Here is an 18086-nt window from a genome sequence, read left to right as displayed (position 1 = left end):
CGGACCTGTTAGGTCACTTGGCGCACTCGACCTTGTCCGCCGTGGACTTCTCGACGTCCTCCGGCGCCGTCGACGGAGTGGTCAGAGAGACCCCGGCCCCCTTGAAGTCCTCACCGAGGGTCAGCGTGATCGCAGGGAGACCCTGGGAGTTGGTCACGCTCTTGCCCGGCTTCATGGCCGATCCGGACAGGCCCATGAGATCGGCGAGCCTGCGTGCCTGATCGGCCTGGTCGGGAGCGTACTCGACGGTTGTCTTCTTCAGCGTCGCCCCGGCGTTGCCCGCGTTCTCGGACTTCGTGACGCCCTCTTCGAGCTGCAGCCAGTTGAGGGTCTCCTGCGCGGAACCGGCGACCGCGCCGCCGTTGAGGACCCGCACACGGACCTCGGCGGGGTCGGCCTTGCTGCCCTTGAGGCGGGCGGCCTCGGCGGCCTTCTCCTTCTTCTTCTCCTGCTTGACCGCGGTGAGCGAGACGTCGTCCTTGATCAGGGCGAACATCTCCTTGGCCTTGGCCTCCTGGAGGACCACCGTGGCCTTGACCTTCTCAGTGGGGTTGTCGGCCACCGGCACGGTGGTGAAGGACAGGTTCTTGGTGGGGAACTTGCCCAACTCGGTGCCCAGGTCGCGCAGTTTGGTGATGCTGCTGATCTTCGAGTCGACGGTCAGCGCCTTGGTGCCCGCCTCCGCCAGCTTGAGCAGCTTGGTGGGGCTGGTGAGCGTGTCGTTCGACTTCAGCTTGCGCATCAGGGAGCTGAGGAACTGCTGCTGGATCTCGATCCGGCTGAGGTCGCCGCCGAAGCCCACCGAGTGGCGGGTACGGACGAAGGCGAGTGCCTCCTCGCCCTGGATGCTGTGCTCGCCCTTGGACAGCTTGAGCTTGGAGTCCGGGTCGTCGATGTCCTTGGCGAGACACACGTCCACGCCGTCGACCGCCGTCGTCAGTGTCTTGACCGCGTTGAAGTCGGCGATCATGAAGTGGTCCATCTTGACGCCGGTGAGCGCGGTGACGGTCCGCATCGTGCAGCTCGGCGTCCGGCCCTCCTGGCCCAGGCTCTCGTTGAAGCGCGTGTTCAGCGTGCCCGGGATGACCTTGGTGGAGCCGTCCTCCTGCGTCGTCGGGCAGTCCGGGATGTCGGTGATCAGGTCACGCGGGATGCTCATCGCGGTGGCGTTCGTACGGTCCCTGGAGACATGCAGCAACACCGTGGTGTCGGCATGGCCGGGACTGTCCGAGTCGCCGTAGCCGTCGTTCCCGTCACCGGTGCGCTTGTCCGTGCCCACCAGGAGGACGTTGATCGCCCGGTCCTTGCTGAAGCCGCCGGTACCCGCGCCGTCGTCGGAGACGGACGTGATGTTGCCGTTTAGATGCTTCCAATAGAGGTACCCGGCGGTACTGGTACCGACGAGCAGGAAGGCCATCGTGCCGCCCGTCCAGAGCAGTATTTTCTTGCCCCGCGACTTCTTGGGCCGGCCCTTGCGCCGGCCGGCCGGCGGCGGGCTCTCGGGCGCACGGCGTCTGCGCGGCCCGGGCACGCCGGGCTCCGGCGCCTCCTCCGGTGTCCCCTTCCGCTCCCGGCCGGGAGCGGTGCGCCCGGCCGGCGGCGCGGCGGCGCCCGCCGCTCTGCGGGAACGGGGACCTGGGACCGCCGACTGCGGTGCGGAATTCTGCAGTCGCAGTTCGTAGTCGCCTGTGTTCGGGTTGAGTACCCACTGGTCTGCGGGGTCGATATCGTCCGCCCGCCCACGGCCTTGCGCGTCCACGGTTGCTTGAGTCCTCCGTCGGGGCCACGCGGCGTCTTTTCCCCCTCAAAAAGACGCTCGGTCAGTCGGTCCAACCAGTGCGCGACTCCCAGGACAGGCCTCGGGCCGGGTGCACCGGATCGCTCACACTATCCGGCCGGATCAGCCACGAGCGACGACGGTGACGAATTCCACGTCCCTACAACCGGGCAATCCGCCCAATTCCTTGAACGTACGTTCCCGCTCTTGGTTTGCCCTTTACTCGGAGGGCTGTTCGGGCGTTAACCGCACACGTCCTCGGCGGCGGTGTTTCCCCGGAAAGTCGGCGCGGGGCTCGGTGTGGACGAAGTCCCGTCGGCCCGCTTTCCGCCCGATTTGCCGTCGTCCGCACCCGACTCGGCCCCGAAGTGCCCGTCCTCGCCCCCGTCACCCGGCCGATAGCGCTCGAAGTCGTACGAATAGCCGCGCCTGGCCGGCTCGTCGACCGGCTCGGGTGTACTCCTCTTTGCACCGGAATCCTCCGGAACTTCCTTCGCGACCTCCAGCGGCGCGTCCCTGCGCAGCCGCTCGAAAAGCTTCTGCGCCTCGGGTTCCACCAGCTGGTCGCGATTGGCGTCGAGGGCGTACGACTCCCTCGGCACGGTAAGGAATTGCACCCGTTCGGTGGGGATGTTGCGCATACCGCGGACCAGGTCGTACAGCCCCCGCAGGTTCGCCAGCCCGGGGTCGGTCGTGAGGGACGACGTCGCCGCGTCCAGCACGGGATAGAGCTTCGCGGGATTCAGCAGTACGTCGTTGCTGCGCACCTTGTTGACGAGCGCGCCCAGGAAACGCTGCTGGCGGTCCATCCGGTCGGTGTCGCTGCCGTCGCCGATGGTCTTGCGGGCCCGCACATAGCCGAGGGCCTGCTCGCCGTCGAGCCGCACCTTGCCCGCGGGCAGCCGCAGTTTCGCGGCGGGGTCGTCGATCGGCTCCTTCAGACACACCTCGACGCCGTCGACCGCCTCGACCATGTCCTTGAACCCGTGGAAGTCCACCACCATGTGATGGTCCACGCGCACCCCGGTCAGCTTCTCGACGGTACGGATCGTGCAGGCCGGACCGCCCTTCTGGAAGGCGTAGTTGAACATCGAGAACACGGGTGCGCCGCGGGAGCCGTCCGACCGCAGGCAGCTCGGTATGTCGACCATGAGGTCGCGCGGGAGCGAGACGGCGGTCGCGCTGCGCCGGTTCGCCGCGAGGTGCAGCAGGATCGTGGTGTCGGAGCGCTCGGTGCCGGAGTCCCTGCCGTACTTGCGGTTCCCGTCCCCGGAACGCGAGTCCGAGCCGATCAGCAGGATGTTCTGCGCGGCGCGTACGAGCGCGGTGGGCCGTTCCTTCTCGTAGCGGGCGAGTTCGGCGGCCGTGTCGTCGTCCGAGGTGATGTTGGCGTTCAGCTTCTCGTACACCGCCCAGCCGGCTCCCGCGGCGCCGACGAGGGTCACGGCGACGCCGATGCCCGTCCACCGCAGCCATCGTCTGCGGCGCCGGGCGACGCCGGTTCCCGTGGCGGCGGAGCCCACACCGGGCCCGACCGCCCCGTCACGACGCGTCCCTCCGGTGCCGCTCACCACCCTGTACGCCTCCTCCCACCGGCCGTGCGTGCCCTCTACGACCATGACTGGTCTTGGGGCGCGGGGGCCTCGGGTAGTGGGCCGAACGGGGGATGGGGGCGGGCCCAAAGGATTGCGCAGTTCCCCGCGCCCCTATAGGTACCTAGGGGCGCGGGGAACTGCGCAAAGGGGGGCGAGGGGGCGGAGCCCCCCTGCGTGGACGGGAATGGGAAGGGGCGGCGGGGGCGAGGAAACGCCTCAGCGGGCCGTGGACGTGACCCGTTCGCTCTCGATCCGCTTCGCGAGCGCGTCCTCCCCGAGCTGATCAAGATGACGGCACAACACCACGGACCCCCCGGCGGCCAACGCGCCGTACAACCCCGCGCTCAACCCCTCCCACGTGTCGTACGACAACCCGGACAACACCCGCCCCCCGGGCCCCGCCAGCCCGAGCACCCCCGCATCCCCCCGAGCCCGCTCGACAACCTCCGCCCCCGAAAACTCCGCCCCCGCGACCACCAGCGCAGCGGACTCCGGGTCCACGGGCCCGTACGGCCGGAACACGTCCCCCTGCCCGGGCACCTCGACCGCGTAGTCCGCGTACCCGGCCGGCACCTGCGCGAAGCGACGCCCCAGCGGCGCGAGCGACAGTGCCACCCGCTCCCCGGAACACGCGAGCCCGGCCTCGAACTGCCCGGGCCCGGCGACCACATGGTCGGCGTCGCCCGCGTCACCCCCGACCTGCGCCACGACCCCCACAGAGGAACACGCGAGCAGCCACACCGCGGTCTGCCAGTGCGCGGGCAGCAGCAGCGCCACCCGCTCGCCGGGCTCGGCGCCCAGTTCGCCCTGGAGCAGATTGGCGGTCTTGGCCACCCAATTGGCGAAGGTGGCCACGGACAGTTCGACCCGTTCGCCGGTGGCGTCGTCGTAGAAGGTCACCAGGGGGCGCGCGGGATCCGTGGCGAGCGCGGATCGCAGCAGGTCGGCAGGGGTGCGGTCGATGGCGGTCACGGGACGCAAGCGTACGCGGACGGCTGCCCGGGCGGGGGAGACGGGGACACCGGTTCGGCGGAGTGCGACCGACGGTCCGTCATATCCCGGATGGACAGATAAGTCTGACTATGTCCAGGATCAGGGGCATGCGCGCACATCTAGCTTCCTCGATCGCCGTCACCTGTGCGGCCGCCCTGGCCCTCCCGCTGGCCCTGTCCTCGAACGCCACGGCCACCCCCTCGACGACCCCCGCGGCGGCCGAGAGACGGTCCACCGGCACTTCGACCGCCGGCGGCACGACTCCCGGCAGCACCCAGTCCCTCCCGCTCACCCCTCTCACGCCCAGCACCCCCCGCACCCCGCCCTCGCCCCCGCCCTCCTCCTCGTCCTCGGGCGACCGCACCCTGCCGCCTCCCGTGCTCGCGCCCGCCCCGGCCCAGGGCCTGGCCCGCCGGGACGTCCGCCACTTCTCCCTCGTGGGTGTCGTCTGGGACAACCCGGACAGCGAACTCCACGGCCGGGTCCAGGTCCGTACCCGCGCGACCGGCACCACGAAGTGGTCCGCCTGGCAGGACGTCGACACCCACAACCACGAGCACGCGGCCGACCCGGACACCGCGGAGCGCGCCTCCGGCCGGGTTCGGGGCTCCACGGCACCCCTGTGGGTGGGCGACTCGGACGGTGTGGAGGTCAGGGTCCAGGGCGAGGCGGACGGCCGGACGGGCGCCGACGGAAGAGCCGTCACCGCCGAGCCCCTCCCCAAGGGCCTGCACGTCGAACTGGTCGACCCCGGCGCCGAACCCCCGCCCCAGGGGCCCGAACTGAACGCCCCGCCTCCGGGAGCCCTGACCGCCGAGTCCGCGGCGGCGGCCTCCGCCGTCAACGCCGAGCTCGCACCCATCGGCGCCACCGTGATCCCGGCCCTGAGCCAGAAGGAGACCCGGGCAGACCTGCTGGAGACCCGCGGCGAGGAGACGGACCAGACCGGTACGACAGGCACGGCGAACGCGACGGGCACGGTCGTCGCCGGGGCCGCGAACCAGCGCGCGAAGCCGTACATCGGCGCCCGTCCGCGCATCGTCACCCGCCGGGGCTGGGGCGCCGACGAAGGGCTGCGGGAGTCGAACTTCAGCTACACGAAGAGGGTGAAGGCCGTCTTCGTCCACCACAGCGCCTCGGGCAACAACTACCGCTGTGCGCAAGCGCCTTCAGTCATCCGCAGTATCTACCGCTACCACGTGAAGAGCAGCGGCTGGCGCGACATCGGCTACAACTTCCTCGTCGACAAGTGCGGAAACATCTACGAGGGCAGGGCCGGTGGCGTGGCCAAGGCCGTGATGGGCGCACACACGCTCGGTTTCAACAGCAAGAGCATGGGGATCGCCGTCCTCGGAAGTTTCGGCACCGCGAACCCGCCCGCCGCCGCGGTGAAGGCCGTCGCGAAGCTCACGGCATGGAAGCTCGGCCTCTACGGGGCGAACCCGCGCGGCAAGACCTACCTCAAGTCGGGGGGCGGAAATCTGTACCGAAAAGGAAAGAACGTACGACTCAATGTAATCTCCGGTCACCGGGACGGATTCGCCACCGAATGCCCGGGCGGCCGGCTCTACGCGAAGCTCGGCAAGACCCGGACGACTTCGGCCCGCTACCAGGGACGATGACGTCCGGCCGGCGGGAACGGTGCGGCCCGGTACGCCGGGTCGCCCGCGCCCGGCGGCTCCCCACGGCCCCCTCCCAGAGGCGCCCCACAGCCATCGAAACGGTCTGCATACACCGGCCGGTCGAATGACCGTTCCACCGGCCCCAGCAGGAAGCAGAGACGACAGGTGACAGAAGCGATCCTCCTGGTCGGCGGCAAGGGCACCCGGTTGCGCCCCCTCACGGTGCACACGCCGAAGCCGATGGTCCCGGCGGCCGGCGTACCGTTCCTCACGCACCAGCTGGCCCGGGCGAGAGCGGCCGGGGTCGAGCACATAGTGCTCGCCACGTCCTACCTGGCCGAGGTCTTCCAGCCCTACTTCGGCGACGGCTCGTCGCTGGGGCTCCACATCGAGTACGTCACCGAGGAGGAACCCCTCGGCACCGGCGGCGCCATCCGCAACGTGGCCGCCCGGCTGAGATCGGCCCCCGACGACCCGGTCCTGATCTTCAACGGGGACATCCTGACCGGCCTGGACATCCCGGCCCTGGTCGACACCCACCGCTCCTCGGGCGCGGACGTCTCGCTGCACCTGACCCGCGTGACGGACCCGCGGGCGTACGGGCTGGTCCCGACCGACGCCTCGGGCCGCGTCCAGGCGTTCCTCGAAAAGCCCCAGACGCCCGAGGAGATCGTCACCGACCAGATCAACGCGGGCGCGTACGTCTTCCGCCGGTCGGTCATCGACTCGATCCCCGTCGGCCGGCCCGTCTCGGTCGAACGGGAGACGTTCCCGGACCTGCTGGCCGCCGGGGCCCACCTCCAGGGCATGGTCGACTCCACGTACTGGCTGGACCTGGGCACTCCGCAGGCCTTCGTCCGCGGCTCGGCCGACCTGGTCCTCGGCAGGGCGCCGTCCCCGGCCGTCCCGGGCCGCTGCGGAGACCGCCTGGTCCTGCCGGAGGCCACCGTCGCGCCGGACGCCAAGCTCACCGGCGGCACGGTCGTCGGACACGGCGCGACCGTGGGGGAGGGGGCGCGCGTCGTCGGCAGCGCGATCCTGGCGGGCGCCGTCGTCGAGCCGGGCGCGGTCGTCACGGACTCCCTGATCGGCGCCCGCGCCCGGGTGGGCGCCCGCTCGATCCTCACGGGGGTGGTGGTGGGCGACGGAGCGATCGTGGGCCCGGACAACGAACTCCGGACAGGCGTCCGAGTCTGGTGCGACGCCCACATCCCCCAGTCCTCCCTCCGCTTCTCCTCGGACCAGTAGAGCTGCACCCAAAGGACTGCGCAGTTCCCCGCGCCCCTGAGCCCCTCAGGGGCGCGGGGAACTGCGCGAAGGGGGGCGAGGGGGCGGAGCCCCCATGCAGTGACGGGACGGGTAGGGGCGGCGGGGGCGAAAAAAGCCCGCCGACCTCACAGCAGCCCGATGTCCCCGCGGGGCATCTTCGGATGCCGCCGAGCCGGCGTACGCCCACTCAACAAGATCAACCGAGCAGCCCGATGCCGCTGCCCCGCATAAGGCTCCAACAACCCCAACATCACGGAGTCGTCCGCCTCCCGATCCCCCGCCAACGCAAACCCCACGATCCCCGGCAGATGAAGGTCCCCGACCGTCACCGCATCCGCCGCCCCATGACTCCGCTGCACCACCTCCGCCGAGGTCCACGGCCCCACCCCGGCCACCACCTCAAGCCGCTCCCGCGCGGCGACCGGATCGAGGGCCACGGCCTCCTCCATCCGCCGAGCCACCCGCACGGCCCGCAGAATCGTCGACGCCCGCTTGTTGTCGACCCCGGCCCGGTGCCACTCCCACGAGGGGATCAGCGACCAGACCCGCGGCTCGGGCATGACGAACATGCGCCCCTCCACGGGCCCGGGCGCGGGCACGCCGTACTTCCGCACGAGCAGCCGCCACGCCCGGTACGCCTCGTCGGTGGTGACCTTCTGCTCCAGCACCGACGGAATCAGCGACTCCAGCACCAGCCCGGTACGCGTCAGCCGCAGCCCGGGCCGCCGATGCCGGGTGAGCGCGACCAGCCGGTGCCGGGGCTCGAACGCGTCGGGATCGTCGGCCTCCCCGAGCAGCAGGGGGAGCCGGTCGAGCAGCCACTCGGCCCCGGGCCCCCACGCCTGTCCGCGCACCACGCCCGCGCGCAGGGACACGCGCAGGGTGCCGGGCCCGACGGGGGTGAGACTGGCCCGCCACACGGACCCGTCCGGAGTCGCACGGAAGGTGGGATCGGCGGGCCCCCGCCGCAACGGCCCGAGCACGAGCCCCAGATCGAGCGGCCACGGCGGCACCCATTCCCGCGTCAGCCCGCCACCGGCACCGCCGGCCGCAGCCCGTGGCTCGGGCACGGACCCGGGCACCACGACATGCCCGCCGCGCACGGTCGTACGCGTGGGCCGCTGTTCGAAGCGTCCGGCCACGGATGGGTCCTTCGGTAAAGAAGCTGCTCGGGATGGTCGAGGGATACCCGCACAAGGCTATGCGCCGGTCACCGGCCTCCAGGTCGTCCAAAGGTCACCGCACCTCGATGAACGCCCCCGCGTCCCGCCCGGCCCGGGCCGTCGGCTCCGCCGCCGCGTGCCCGACGGCGACGGCCCCCATGGGATCCCAGTTCTCCGGCAGCGCGAGCACGTCCCGGACGACGTCCCGGCAGAACATCGTCGACGACACCCAGGCGGACCCGAGCCGCTCCCCGGCGAGCGCGACCAGGAAGTTCTGCACCCCTGCGCCGGTGGCGACCACGAACATCTCCCGCTCGGCCCCGTCGCGCCGGGCGTCGCCGTACGTGTGGGACCCGTCCATGACGAGACACGGCACGACGAGATACGGGGCCCGGCGCAGCACGTCCCCGCGGCGCACCCGCTTGGCGATGGACTCCGCGCTCTTCCCATCCCGTTCCAGGTCGGCGATCCAGGCGTCCCGCATGGCGTCCAGCAGCCGCGTCCGCGAATCGGCGCTCTCCAGGAGGACGAATCGCCACGGTGTGGTGTGATGCGGGGCGGGCGCGGTCACCGCCGCGGCCACCGCACGCCGTACGGCACCGGGGTCGACGGGCTCGTCGGTGAAGGCCCGTACGGTACGCCGCTGGGTGACGGCCTCCCGTACGGCCTCGGAGGTGCCGAGCCGGAACATGTCGTCGCGCGCGCCCCGGACCATGCCCCTGGTCCCTTCGTCCTCGTCGCCGTCCGTGCCCACCACGTGGGACAGCCCGCGCACGACGGCGACGGGCAGCCCGGCGGCCTTGCCCTTGACCAGGTCCCCGGCGGCGGCCAGCTCGTCGGCGGTGGCGACGACGGTGGCGCCCAGCGGATTCCCGTGCGCGTCCGTGCCGCCCCGCAGATCGTCGAGCACGCGCACTCCGGCGGCCCCGATGGCGACATCGGTGAGCCCGGTCCGCCAGGGCCTGCCGAAGGTGTCCGTGACGAGGACGCCGACCTCGACACCGAGCGCGTCCCGCAGGCCGTCCCGGATGGTGCGGGCGGAGGCGTCGGGGTCCTCGGGCAGCAGCAGTACGGTCCCGGCGGGGGTGTTGGAGGCGTCGACCCCGGCGGCGGCCATCACGAGCCCCTGCCGGTTCTCCACGATGCGCAGCGGTCCGCGCCGGGCCACGACCCGTACGGTCTCGGCGTCGATGGCGGCCTCGCGGTCCAGCGCCTCCACGACGCGGCCCTCAGCCTTGGACACGATCTTGGACGTGACCAGCAGCACATCCCCGTCCACGAGCCCCGGCCCGTCCACGAGCCCCGGCCCGGCGGCGGCACCGGTACCGGCGACCGCACTGGCGATCAGCTTGGCGAGGTCGTCCCCGGGCCGTACCTCGGGCAGTCCTGGGAGCGCCCACACCCGGTAGCCGGGCGCGTCCGGCGGGAACCCGCTCACCGGCACCCCCGTACCCCGGGACATCTTGTCGCCGTCGCTCAAGCGCCCCGCACCTCCTCGGCCAGAGTCAGTGCCTCGCGGGCCATCTCGGCCGTCGCGTCGAGGTCGGTCATCATCAGCGGGACGGCACGGCACCGGATGCCCGCCCCGGTGACCCGCTCGACGACGTCGGCGTCCACCGTGTCGACCAGCCAGCCGTCGAGGAGCCCCGAGCCGTAGTGCTCGGCGACCGCCGCCGCGCTGGACTCGACGCCGACGGCCGCCAGGACCTTGTCGGCCATGCCGCGCACGGGCGCGTCCCCGACGATGGGGGACAGGCCGACCACCGGGACCCCGGCCTCGGCGATGGCCTCGCGGATGCCCGGCACGGCGAGGATCGTGCCGACGGACACGACGGGGTTGGACGGCGGGAAGAGGATGACGTCCGCGGAGGCGATGGCCTCCAGCACCCCGGGCGCCGGCTTGGCCTGGTCGGCTCCCACGGGCACCACCGCGTGCGCGTCCACGGAGGCCCGCAGCCGTACCCAGTACTCCTGGAAGTGGACGGCCTTGCGCTCGCCGTCGATCTCGACGGCCACATGCGTCTCGACGCGGTCGTCGGACATGGGGATCAGCCGGACGCCCGGCTTCCAGCGGTCGCACAGCGCCTCGGTGACGGCGCTGAGCGGATATCCGGCGCTCAGCATCTGCGTACGCACGATGTGCGTCGCGAAGTCCCGGTCGCCCAGTCCGAACCAGGAGGGCCCGGCACCGTAGGCCGCCAGCTCCTCCTTGAGGTGGAACGTCTCGTCGGCCCGCCCCCAGCCCTGTTCCTCGTTGATACCGCCGCCGAGCGTGTACATCACCGTGTCGAGGTCCGGGCAGACCTTCAGCCCGAAGAGGTGGATGTCGTCCCCGGTGTTGCCGATGACGGTGATGTCCGCGTCCGGCGCGGCCTGCTGGAGACCACGCAGGAACCGGGCACCGCCGATGCCGCCTGCCAGAACCACAATGCGCATGGCATGCAGTCTTGCAGGCGGCTACGACAACGCGTCAGCCGGTTACGACAACGCGTCACCGATGACCCCGCCACCGACGACGGCGCCACCGACGACGGCGACACGGACGACCGCGACGTGTCGGCCGGTCACAGGGCCTCGGCCATCGAGCACCGGGCGTTGGGTGTTCCCCCGGCCGAACGCAGGTGCGACTGGGGGAGCATCGGCATCTCCGTCAACCCGGGGTGGTAGACGTGCAGGCTCATGGCCGGTTCGAGCGAGTCGTTGACGACCTCGTGCGCGTAGCCGGGCGCGAACACCCGCTGGCTTCCCGCGGTCAGCGCGCGCGTGCCCCGCTCGGTGCGCTCGGTCAGCGCCCCCTCCAGGACGGTGAGCACACCGGAGGAGGGGCCGTGGTCGTGCAGCCCGCTGCCCTGCCCGGGGACCCAGGACAGCAGCCACACCTCGTAGCCGGGGCCGGTGCGCAGCCGGTGGTACCAGCGGGAGGCCGCGTCGTAGCGGACGAGGTGCTCCCACTGGGAGCGGTCGGCGGCGATGGAGCGGGCGAGGCCGACGAACTCGGCCACGGTGGACGGGTGTTCGCGCGGCGGCTGGAGGAGGTGCGGTACTTCGAGGATGTCGCCGGCGATCTGGAGGTCGCTGTCGCTGTTCATGGGGTGCGGTGGTTTCCTCGGCGGAAGAGAGTGCTGGAGGTCTGGGGTGTCACGTACCGGCCGCCCGGATCGCGGGCGTGAGGTGTGCCCCGGTGGGGGCGGGCCCTGGTACGGGCGGGAGGGACCAGCGGCCGGTCTCAGTGGACTCGGCGGCAGCGGGAGCGCGGTGAGCTCAACAGCTGCGACAGCAACAGCTACAGCGAGCGTGGACAGCACCGAGGGACCCGGCGGTGCGGGTCGAGGTGAGTGCCAAGTTCGCGAGCATGCCCACCAGCACACCGGTTCACACCCGCACTGTCAACTTGACGTCCGATATGTGGGAGATCTTTCACCTCTTCCGGGCCACCTCGGAGGTGAAAGGTTTGTGCAGGAGGTTGCCGGGACACATGGCGCACAACCGGGCGCACGAACCTCGGCGCGACCCCACGATCCCTGTGCGATCCCAGTGATCCACATGTGATCCGGTTCGCTTCGTCGATCGTGTCGGAACGAGATCGAACTCCTGGGCGTCTTCCTCTGTACAAGTCATGTGCGGAGACGGCGTCCCACTGGCTCCCTTTCGGCTGTCAGGGTTTATGCCGATTTGAACACTTTCCGCATAGCCTTGGTTCCGCAGAGTGAATAAGGGGCCCAATAGCAGATCTCGGCTTGACTGGGCCGGAGCAGCGCAATTGTAATTTCACTCGTGTCGTTCAGCCGAAATCGGTAGCGGCAGCATCACGGGGACGCGAGACGGACGAGGGGCGCACATGACCGAGCTGTTTCAGGAACTGCTGGTCGACGAGGCCGAAGAGGAGATCGGCTGGCAGGAGCGGGCGCTCTGCGCGCAGACCGACCCCGAGTCCTTTTTCCCCGAGAAGGGCGGCTCCACCCGCGAGGCGAAGAAGGTCTGCCTCGCCTGTGAGGTCCGCTCGGAATGCCTTGAATACGCCCTCGCCAACGACGAGCGCTTCGGTATCTGGGGCGGTCTGTCCGAGCGTGAGCGGCGTCGTCTGAAGAAGGCCGCCGTCTGACCGTGACTCGACAGGGGCGAGAAGTGACCTGATCGCATCCGGTCGCACTTCGGTCAAACTCTGATCGTGTTCCGATCGAACGGCGCACACCCCTACGTAGTGATACGTAACGCACGGCCCGTCGCGGGTGGCTTGTCCACAGGCGGCGGGCCGCGCCGTTGTGCAGCCGTTAGTGTGGGCCTCCGTCCGAGACGCCCCGTGATCCCCTCAAGGACACAGGCGTCCACCGCAGTCCAGCGAACCGGGGCCCGTACCTCGATGTCCGTGCACAGCCATTCGGCAGGTCAGTACGACACTGCCCCCGCAGCGTTCGACCCGGCCGGCCCGATGGTGTCCGATCCCGGTCGCCCGCCCGAGTTCCCGAGGCACGTGGTCACCGCCGTGCTCGTCTCGCACGACGGCGCCCGCTGGCTGCCCGACGCCCTCTCCGGGCTGCTCGGCCAGGAGCGCCCCGTGCAGAACGCCGTGGCGGCCGACACCGGCAGCGCGGACGCCTCCGCCCAGCTGGTCACCGACGCCCTCGGCGCCGACCGGGTGCTCCACCTCGCCCGGCGCACGGGCTTCGGCCAGGCCGTCGAGGAGGCCGTCCGCATCGCGGGCGTACTGACCCCGGAAGAACTTCCGTACCTGAAGCGCCCCAGCGGCTGGGACCCCGTCACCCGCACCTGGCGCGACGACGCGTACGACATGCCGGAGCTGCCGCACGGCGAGCCCGAGCAGTGGCTGTGGCTCCTGCACGACGACTGCGCCCCGGAACCCGACGCCCTGGCCCAGCTGCTGCGCGTCGTGGAGAACGAACGGGAACTGGGCAAGGACGTCGCCGTCATCGGCCCCAAGCTCCGCGGCTGGTACGACCGCAGGCAGCTCCTCGAAGTCGGCGTGACCATCGCCCACAGCGGCCGCCGCTGGACCGGCCTCGACCGGCGCGAGCAGGACCAGGGCCAGCACGACCACGTGACCCCCGTACTGGCCGTCTCCACCGCGGGCATGCTGATCCGCCGCGAGGTCTACGAGGAGCTGGGCGGCTTCGACCGCAGGCTGCCCCTGATGCGTGACGACATCGACCTCTGCTGGCGCGCCCAGTCCGCGGGCCACCGCGTCCTGGTCGCCCCCGAGGCGGTCGTACGGCACGCCGAGGCGTCCTCCCGCGAGCGCCGCACCGTCGACTGCGTGGGCCGCACCTCCGCCTCCCCGCACAAGGTCGACAAGGCGGGCGCCGCCTACACCCTCCTCGTCAACGCCCGCACCGCGGTCCTTCCCTGGATCCTCGTGCGGCTCGTGCTCGGCACCCTGCTGCGCACGGTCGCCTACCTCGTCGGCAAGGTCCCCGGGCAGGCGGTCGACGAGATCCGCGGCCTCCTGGGCACCCTGCTGCGCCCCGAGCGCATCATCGCGGGCCGCCGCAGGCGCGGCACCCCGCAGGTCGACAAGGACGAACTGCGCGCGCTGTTCCCGCCCCCCGGCGCCACCGTCCGGGCCACCGTCGAACAGGCCGCGGGCAACCTCGTGGGCCGCTCCGACCCCGAACTGAACGCGGCGGGACGCCACGGCAGCGCGGTCGAGTCCGGACCGGGCGGCGACGACGCCGACTTCCTCCAGGTCGAGCAGTTCGCCCGCCTCAAGCGCGTCGCGCGCAAGCCCGGGCCGATGGTCTTCGTGGTCCTCCTCTTCTTCACCCTCATCGCCTGCCGTGAACTCCTCGGCGGCGGTGCGCTCGCGGGCGGCGCGCTGCTGCCCGCCCCCGCGGACTCCTCCGAGCTGTGGGCGCGCTACCTGGACGGCTGGCACCCCGTCGGCGCCGGCGGCACCCAGTCCGCGCCGCCCTACCTCGCGCTCGTCGCCATGCTCGCGAGCGTGCTGTTCGGCTCCGCCGGACTCGCGGTCACCGTCCTGCTGATCGGCTCGGTGCCGCTGGCCGGTTTCGCCGCCTACTTCGTCTCCCGGCCGCTCGTCGAGTCGCGCCTGCTGCGCGCCTGGGCGTCCGTCGCGTACGCCTTCCTGCCCGCCGCCACCGGCGCGCTCGCCGGCGGCCGTCTCGGCACGGCCGTGCTCGCCGTCCTGCTGCCCCTCATCGCACGCGCGGGCATCGCGGCGAGCGGTCTCGCCTCGGAGTCCGGCCGCGGCAGCTGGCGTGCCACCTGGGCGTACGCGCTCCTGCTGACGCTGGCCACCGCGTTCACGCCGATCGTGTGGCCCATCGCGCTGGTGCTCGGCGTCGCCCTGGCGGTCGTGCGCCGCGGTGACATCGCCGCCTACGGACTGCGCTTCCTGGTCCAGCTCGGCACCCCGCTGCTGGTCCTCGCCCCCTGGTCGCTCACCCTGCTCCCGTTCGGCTTCTTCCAGGAGGCCGGCATGGAGTACGAGGCGGGGGCGGCCTCCGCGCTCGACCTGCTGGGCGCGAGCCCCGGCGGACCCGGCACGGTCAGCGGGCTGATGCTCATCGGCATCGTGTGCGCCGCCGTGGCCGCCCTGATGCGCGCGGAACGGCAACTGGGCATCTGGGCCGCCTGGACGGCCGCCCTGGTGGCGCTCGTCTTCGCCGCCCTCTCGAACGGCTCCACCTGGGCCGGACCCGCCACTCTCGTCTACGGCCTCGCCTTCCTCGCCGCCGCCGCGCTCGGCGCCGACGGGGCACGCTCGCGCGTGGCCGAGCAGAGCTTCGGCTGGCGTCAGCCGGTCGCCGTCCTCATCGCCTTCGCCTCGGCCGCCGGGCCCCTGCTCATCGCCGCCGGCTGGATGATCCGCGGCGCGGACGGTCCCCTGGAGCGACGCGATCCCGTCCAGGTGCCCGCGTTCGTCGCCGAGGAGAGCGGCACCCGCGACCAGGCCCGCACGCTCGTCCTCGGCAGCGACACGGAGTCCAAGGTCGGCTACACCCTCGTCCGCGGCTCCGGCGCCCGCCTCGGCGACGCCGAACTGGCCGCGGCGGACGGCGAGAACAAGATCCTCGACAAGGTCGTCGCCAACCTCGTGGCGGGCTCCGGCGCCGACCAGGCCGACCAGCTCGGCGGCTTCGCCGTGCGGTACGTCCTGGTGCGCGACGGCGCGCCCCGCGAGGTCGGCCGCGTCCTGGACGCCACCCCGGGCCTGAGCCGGCTCAGCCAGCAGGACGGCAGCGCCCTGTGGCGTGTCGACCGGCAGGTCGCGCGCGCGGCCGTCGTGCCCGCTTCCGGCGACCCGCAGCCCATCGCCGCGGGCCCCGTCGAACTGCACACCAAGATCTCCGCCGGTGCCGAGGGCCGCGTCCTGCGTCTCGCGGACACCGCCGACGAGGGCTGGACGGCCACCCTCGACGGGAAGCCGCTCACCAGGACCACGGTCGACGGCTGGGCCCAGGGCTTCGAACTGCCCGCCACCGGGGGCCGCCTCGACGTCACCTTCGAGGCACCGTTCGGCCACACCGGCTGGCTGTGGGCCCAGGGCGCGCTCGCCCTCGTCCTCGTGGTGCTCGCACTGCCGGGCCGCCGCCGCGACGTCGACGACGACCTCCCCGAGGAGGACGTCGTACCCGTCGAGTCCGCGTCCGGCGAGGGCCGCAGGGCCCGCCGTCTGCGCGCCCAGGCGGAGGCCGAACAGACGGAGCAGGCCGAACAGGGCACCCAGGCCGAGCAACCGGAGCAGCCCGACGGGTTCCCGCCCGGCGCCCCGCCCGCTCCGGGGGAGGCCCCCGTGGTCGCCCCGGTCCCGCAGCAGCAGTCCTACGACGAGTGGGACGCGACGACGTACGGTGCCGAGTACGGCAGCTACGAGCAGCAGCAGTACCAGGGCGCCCAGCAGTACCCCGCGGGCACCTACGAACAGCAGCAGCAGTACCAGGCGGACCCGTACCAGGCGGACCAGTACGACCCGTACGCGGCGTACGGCACGGGGAACGGGGGGTACGACCCGGCGCAGACGTACGGCCAGGGCTACGACCCCGCGTACGACCAGCAACAACAGCAACAGCAGCAGCAACAACAGCGACAGCAACCGCCGCACGGCACCGACAGTGAGCGCCCCGACGGGAGCCAGCAGTGAACCGCACCACCGTGTCCCTGATCGCCGGCGTGACCGCGCTCGCCGCCGTCACCGGCTTCGCCTCGATGTCCGAGCCGCAGGCCGCCGGGGAGGATACGGCCAAGGCGGCCGCCCAGCTGCCCGTGGAGCGCACCAGCCTGCTCTGTCCCGCTCCCAGCACCTCGGACCTCGCCGAGACCGCGTACACGTCCTTCACGCCCGTCACCAAGGGCACCGGTACGGGCGGCAAGGCCGAGCTGGTGGCCGCGGGCGCGCAGTCGGCCGACGGGGCCGCCGACGAGGACGAGCAGCAGGACGGCGAAGAGGGCGACAAGAAGGACGGTGAGAAGGACGGCAAGAAGGAGAAGCCCGTCCTGACGCCCGAGGAGCCCGGCAAGCCGGTCACGGGCAAGGCCTCCGGCGCCGAGTCGCCCGCGCTGGTCGGCACCGCCGAGGGCAGGTTCGCACCCGGCTGGGCCGTCCAGCAGACCACCGAGGTCGAGGCGGGCACCGGCCGCGGCCTGCTCGGCACCAGCTGCTCGGCGCCGGACACCGACTTCTGGTTCCCTGGCGCCAGCACCGCCAAGGAGCGCACGGACTACGCGCACCTGACCAACCCCGACGACTCCGCCGCCGTCGCCGACATCGAGCTGTACGGCAAGGACGGCGTTCTGAAGTCGACGGTCGGAGAGGGCATCAAGATCCCGCCGCACTCCAGCGAGTCGGTGCTCCTGTCGACCCTCATCGACAAGCCGGAGACCAACCTCACCGTGCACGTCACGGTCCGCAGCGGCCGGGTGGCCGCCGCCGTCCAGGCCCTGGACGACACGCTCGGCGGCGACTGGCTCGCCCCCTCGGCCGCTCCGGCGGACAGCCTCGTCCTGCCGGGCATCCCGAAGGACGCCACCTCCGTACGGCTGGTCGTGTTCGCGCCCGGTGAGGCCGACGCCGACCTGAAGGTGCGGCTCGCCTCGCCGACCGGCACGATCACCCCCGCCGGGCACGAGACGCTGCACGTGAAGGCCGGTATGACGGCCGCCGTCGACCTCGGCGACGTCACGCGCGGCGAGGCGGGTTCCCTGCTGCTGGCGCCGACCGGGAAGGCCACCCCCGTCGTCGCGGCCCTGAGGGTCGTACGCGGCAAGGGCGACAACCAGGAGACGGCGTTCATCCCGGCCACGGGCCCGGTGGGCGCGCGGGCGACGGCCGCCGACAACCGTGCCAAGGGCTCCACGCTCTCCCTGGTCGCCCCGGGACGCGGCGCGAAGGTCAAGGTCACGGCCTCCGCGGGCAGCGAGGGAGGGACGGCCGCCTCGAAGACGTACACGGTCAAGGCCGGCACCACGCAGAACGTCGAGCCGCCCGTGCCCGCCGGCCTCAAGGGCACCTACGCGCTCACGGTGGAGCCGCTGTCCGGCGGGCCCGTCCACGCGTCGCGCATGCTCGAAGCGGCCGAGGGGGACGTGCCGATGTTCACCGTGCAGACCCTCCCGGACGACCGGGGGACGGTGAAGGTGCCGGAAGCCGAGCAGGACCTCTCGGTGCTGCAGAAGTAGGGCGACGCCCGGG

12 protein-coding genes are annotated in these 18086 nt (G+C 71.9%); 5 read left to right on the top strand and 7 right to left on the bottom strand.

From position 1 onward, the window contains the following. Window positions 1-13 precede the first annotated feature (13 nt). The 3 genes from ACZ60E_RS29180 to ACZ60E_RS29170 all read right to left on the bottom strand — a co-directional run bounded on the left by ACZ60E_RS29180 (window position 14) and on the right by ACZ60E_RS29170 (window position 4344). Window positions 14-1759, bottom strand: a complete 1746-nt coding sequence (locus ACZ60E_RS29180) for an LCP family protein (RefSeq protein ID WP_469444320.1) — start codon at window positions 1757-1759, stop codon at window positions 14-16. Window positions 1760-2019: 260 nt separating this feature from the next. Beyond that, window positions 2020-3348: an LCP family protein gene (locus ACZ60E_RS29175; protein ID WP_384801375.1), complete on the bottom strand. Its 1329-nt coding sequence runs from the start codon at window positions 3346-3348 to the stop codon at window positions 2020-2022. Window positions 3349-3588: 240 nt separating this feature from the next. After that, a complete protein-coding gene (locus tag ACZ60E_RS29170; protein ID WP_469444318.1) occupies window positions 3589-4344 on the bottom strand; it encodes a TIGR03089 family protein in 756 nt (251 codons plus the stop codon). A 110-nt stretch (window positions 4345-4454) separates the two neighbouring features. Here ACZ60E_RS29170 and ACZ60E_RS29165 point away from each other — a divergent pair, with 110 nt between their 5' ends. Beyond that, window positions 4455-5987, top strand: a complete 1533-nt coding sequence (locus tag ACZ60E_RS29165; protein ID WP_469444316.1) for a peptidoglycan recognition protein family protein — start codon at window positions 4455-4457, stop codon at window positions 5985-5987. Between the two features lie 165 nt (window positions 5988-6152). Further along, window positions 6153-7235: a mannose-1-phosphate guanylyltransferase gene (gene manB / locus ACZ60E_RS29160; RefSeq protein WP_469444314.1), complete on the top strand. Its 1083-nt coding sequence runs from the start codon at window positions 6153-6155 to the stop codon at window positions 7233-7235. Between the two features lie 146 nt (window positions 7236-7381). Here manB and ACZ60E_RS29155 read toward each other — a convergent pair whose 3' ends face one another. The 4 genes from ACZ60E_RS29155 to ACZ60E_RS29140 all read right to left on the bottom strand — a co-directional run bounded on the left by ACZ60E_RS29155 (window position 7382) and on the right by ACZ60E_RS29140 (window position 11508). Next, window positions 7382-8398, bottom strand: a complete 1017-nt coding sequence (locus ACZ60E_RS29155; protein WP_469444311.1) for a DNA-3-methyladenine glycosylase family protein — start codon at window positions 8396-8398, stop codon at window positions 7382-7384. A gap of 94 nt (window positions 8399-8492) precedes the next feature. After that, complete coding sequence (locus ACZ60E_RS29150; protein WP_469444635.1) at window positions 8493-9881, bottom strand: coenzyme F420-0:L-glutamate ligase; 1389 nt, start codon at window positions 9879-9881, stop codon at window positions 8493-8495. Between the two features lie 14 nt (window positions 9882-9895). Continuing rightward, a complete protein-coding gene (gene cofD / locus ACZ60E_RS29145; RefSeq protein WP_469444309.1) occupies window positions 9896-10855 on the bottom strand; it encodes a 2-phospho-L-lactate transferase in 960 nt (319 codons plus the stop codon). Window positions 10856-10983: 128 nt separating this feature from the next. Continuing rightward, window positions 10984-11508: a cysteine dioxygenase gene (locus ACZ60E_RS29140; protein WP_384815125.1), complete on the bottom strand. Its 525-nt coding sequence runs from the start codon at window positions 11506-11508 to the stop codon at window positions 10984-10986. Between the two features lie 749 nt (window positions 11509-12257). Between ACZ60E_RS29140 and ACZ60E_RS29135 the strand changes: the two genes are divergently transcribed. The 3 genes from ACZ60E_RS29135 to ACZ60E_RS29125 all read left to right on the top strand — a co-directional run bounded on the left by ACZ60E_RS29135 (window position 12258) and on the right by ACZ60E_RS29125 (window position 18073). After that, window positions 12258-12521: a WhiB family transcriptional regulator gene (locus ACZ60E_RS29135; protein WP_107022476.1), complete on the top strand. Its 264-nt coding sequence runs from the start codon at window positions 12258-12260 to the stop codon at window positions 12519-12521. A 258-nt stretch (window positions 12522-12779) separates the two neighbouring features. After that, on the top strand, window positions 12780-16538 hold the full coding sequence (locus ACZ60E_RS29130) for a glycosyltransferase family 2 protein (protein WP_469444307.1): 3759 nt from the start codon (window positions 12780-12782) through the stop codon (window positions 16536-16538). Then, window positions 16535-18073, top strand: a complete 1539-nt coding sequence (locus ACZ60E_RS29125; protein WP_469444305.1) for a DUF5719 family protein — start codon at window positions 16535-16537, stop codon at window positions 18071-18073. The genes ACZ60E_RS29130 and ACZ60E_RS29125 overlap by 4 nt, the downstream gene beginning before the upstream one ends. The last annotated feature ends 13 nt before the right edge of the window (window positions 18074-18086 follow it).

The sequence above is a fragment of the Streptomyces sp. NPDC102514 genome (assembly GCF_055584525.1).
The sequence above is the reverse complement of the archived record's forward strand: the minus strand, read 5'-3'. Positions and strand labels throughout refer to the sequence as shown.

Excerpts from the sequence above, each read along its gene's own strand:
- ACZ60E_RS29130 (WP_469444307.1), top strand. The coding sequence starts at position 12,780 with ATGTCCGTGCACAGCCATTCGGCAGGTCAGTACGACACTGCCCCCGCA.
- ACZ60E_RS29150 (WP_469444635.1), bottom strand. The coding sequence starts at position 9,881 with ATGTCCCGGGGTACGGGGGTGCCGGTGAGCGGGTTCCCGCCGGACGCG.
- ACZ60E_RS29165 (WP_469444316.1), top strand. The coding sequence starts at position 4,455 with ATGTCCAGGATCAGGGGCATGCGCGCACATCTAGCTTCCTCGATCGCC.
- ACZ60E_RS29135 (WP_107022476.1), top strand. The coding sequence starts at position 12,258 with ATGACCGAGCTGTTTCAGGAACTGCTGGTCGACGAGGCCGAAGAGGAG.
- ACZ60E_RS29140 (WP_384815125.1), bottom strand. The coding sequence starts at position 11,508 with ATGAACAGCGACAGCGACCTCCAGATCGCCGGCGACATCCTCGAAGTA.
- cofD (WP_469444309.1), bottom strand. The coding sequence starts at position 10,855 with ATGCGCATTGTGGTTCTGGCAGGCGGCATCGGCGGTGCCCGGTTCCTG.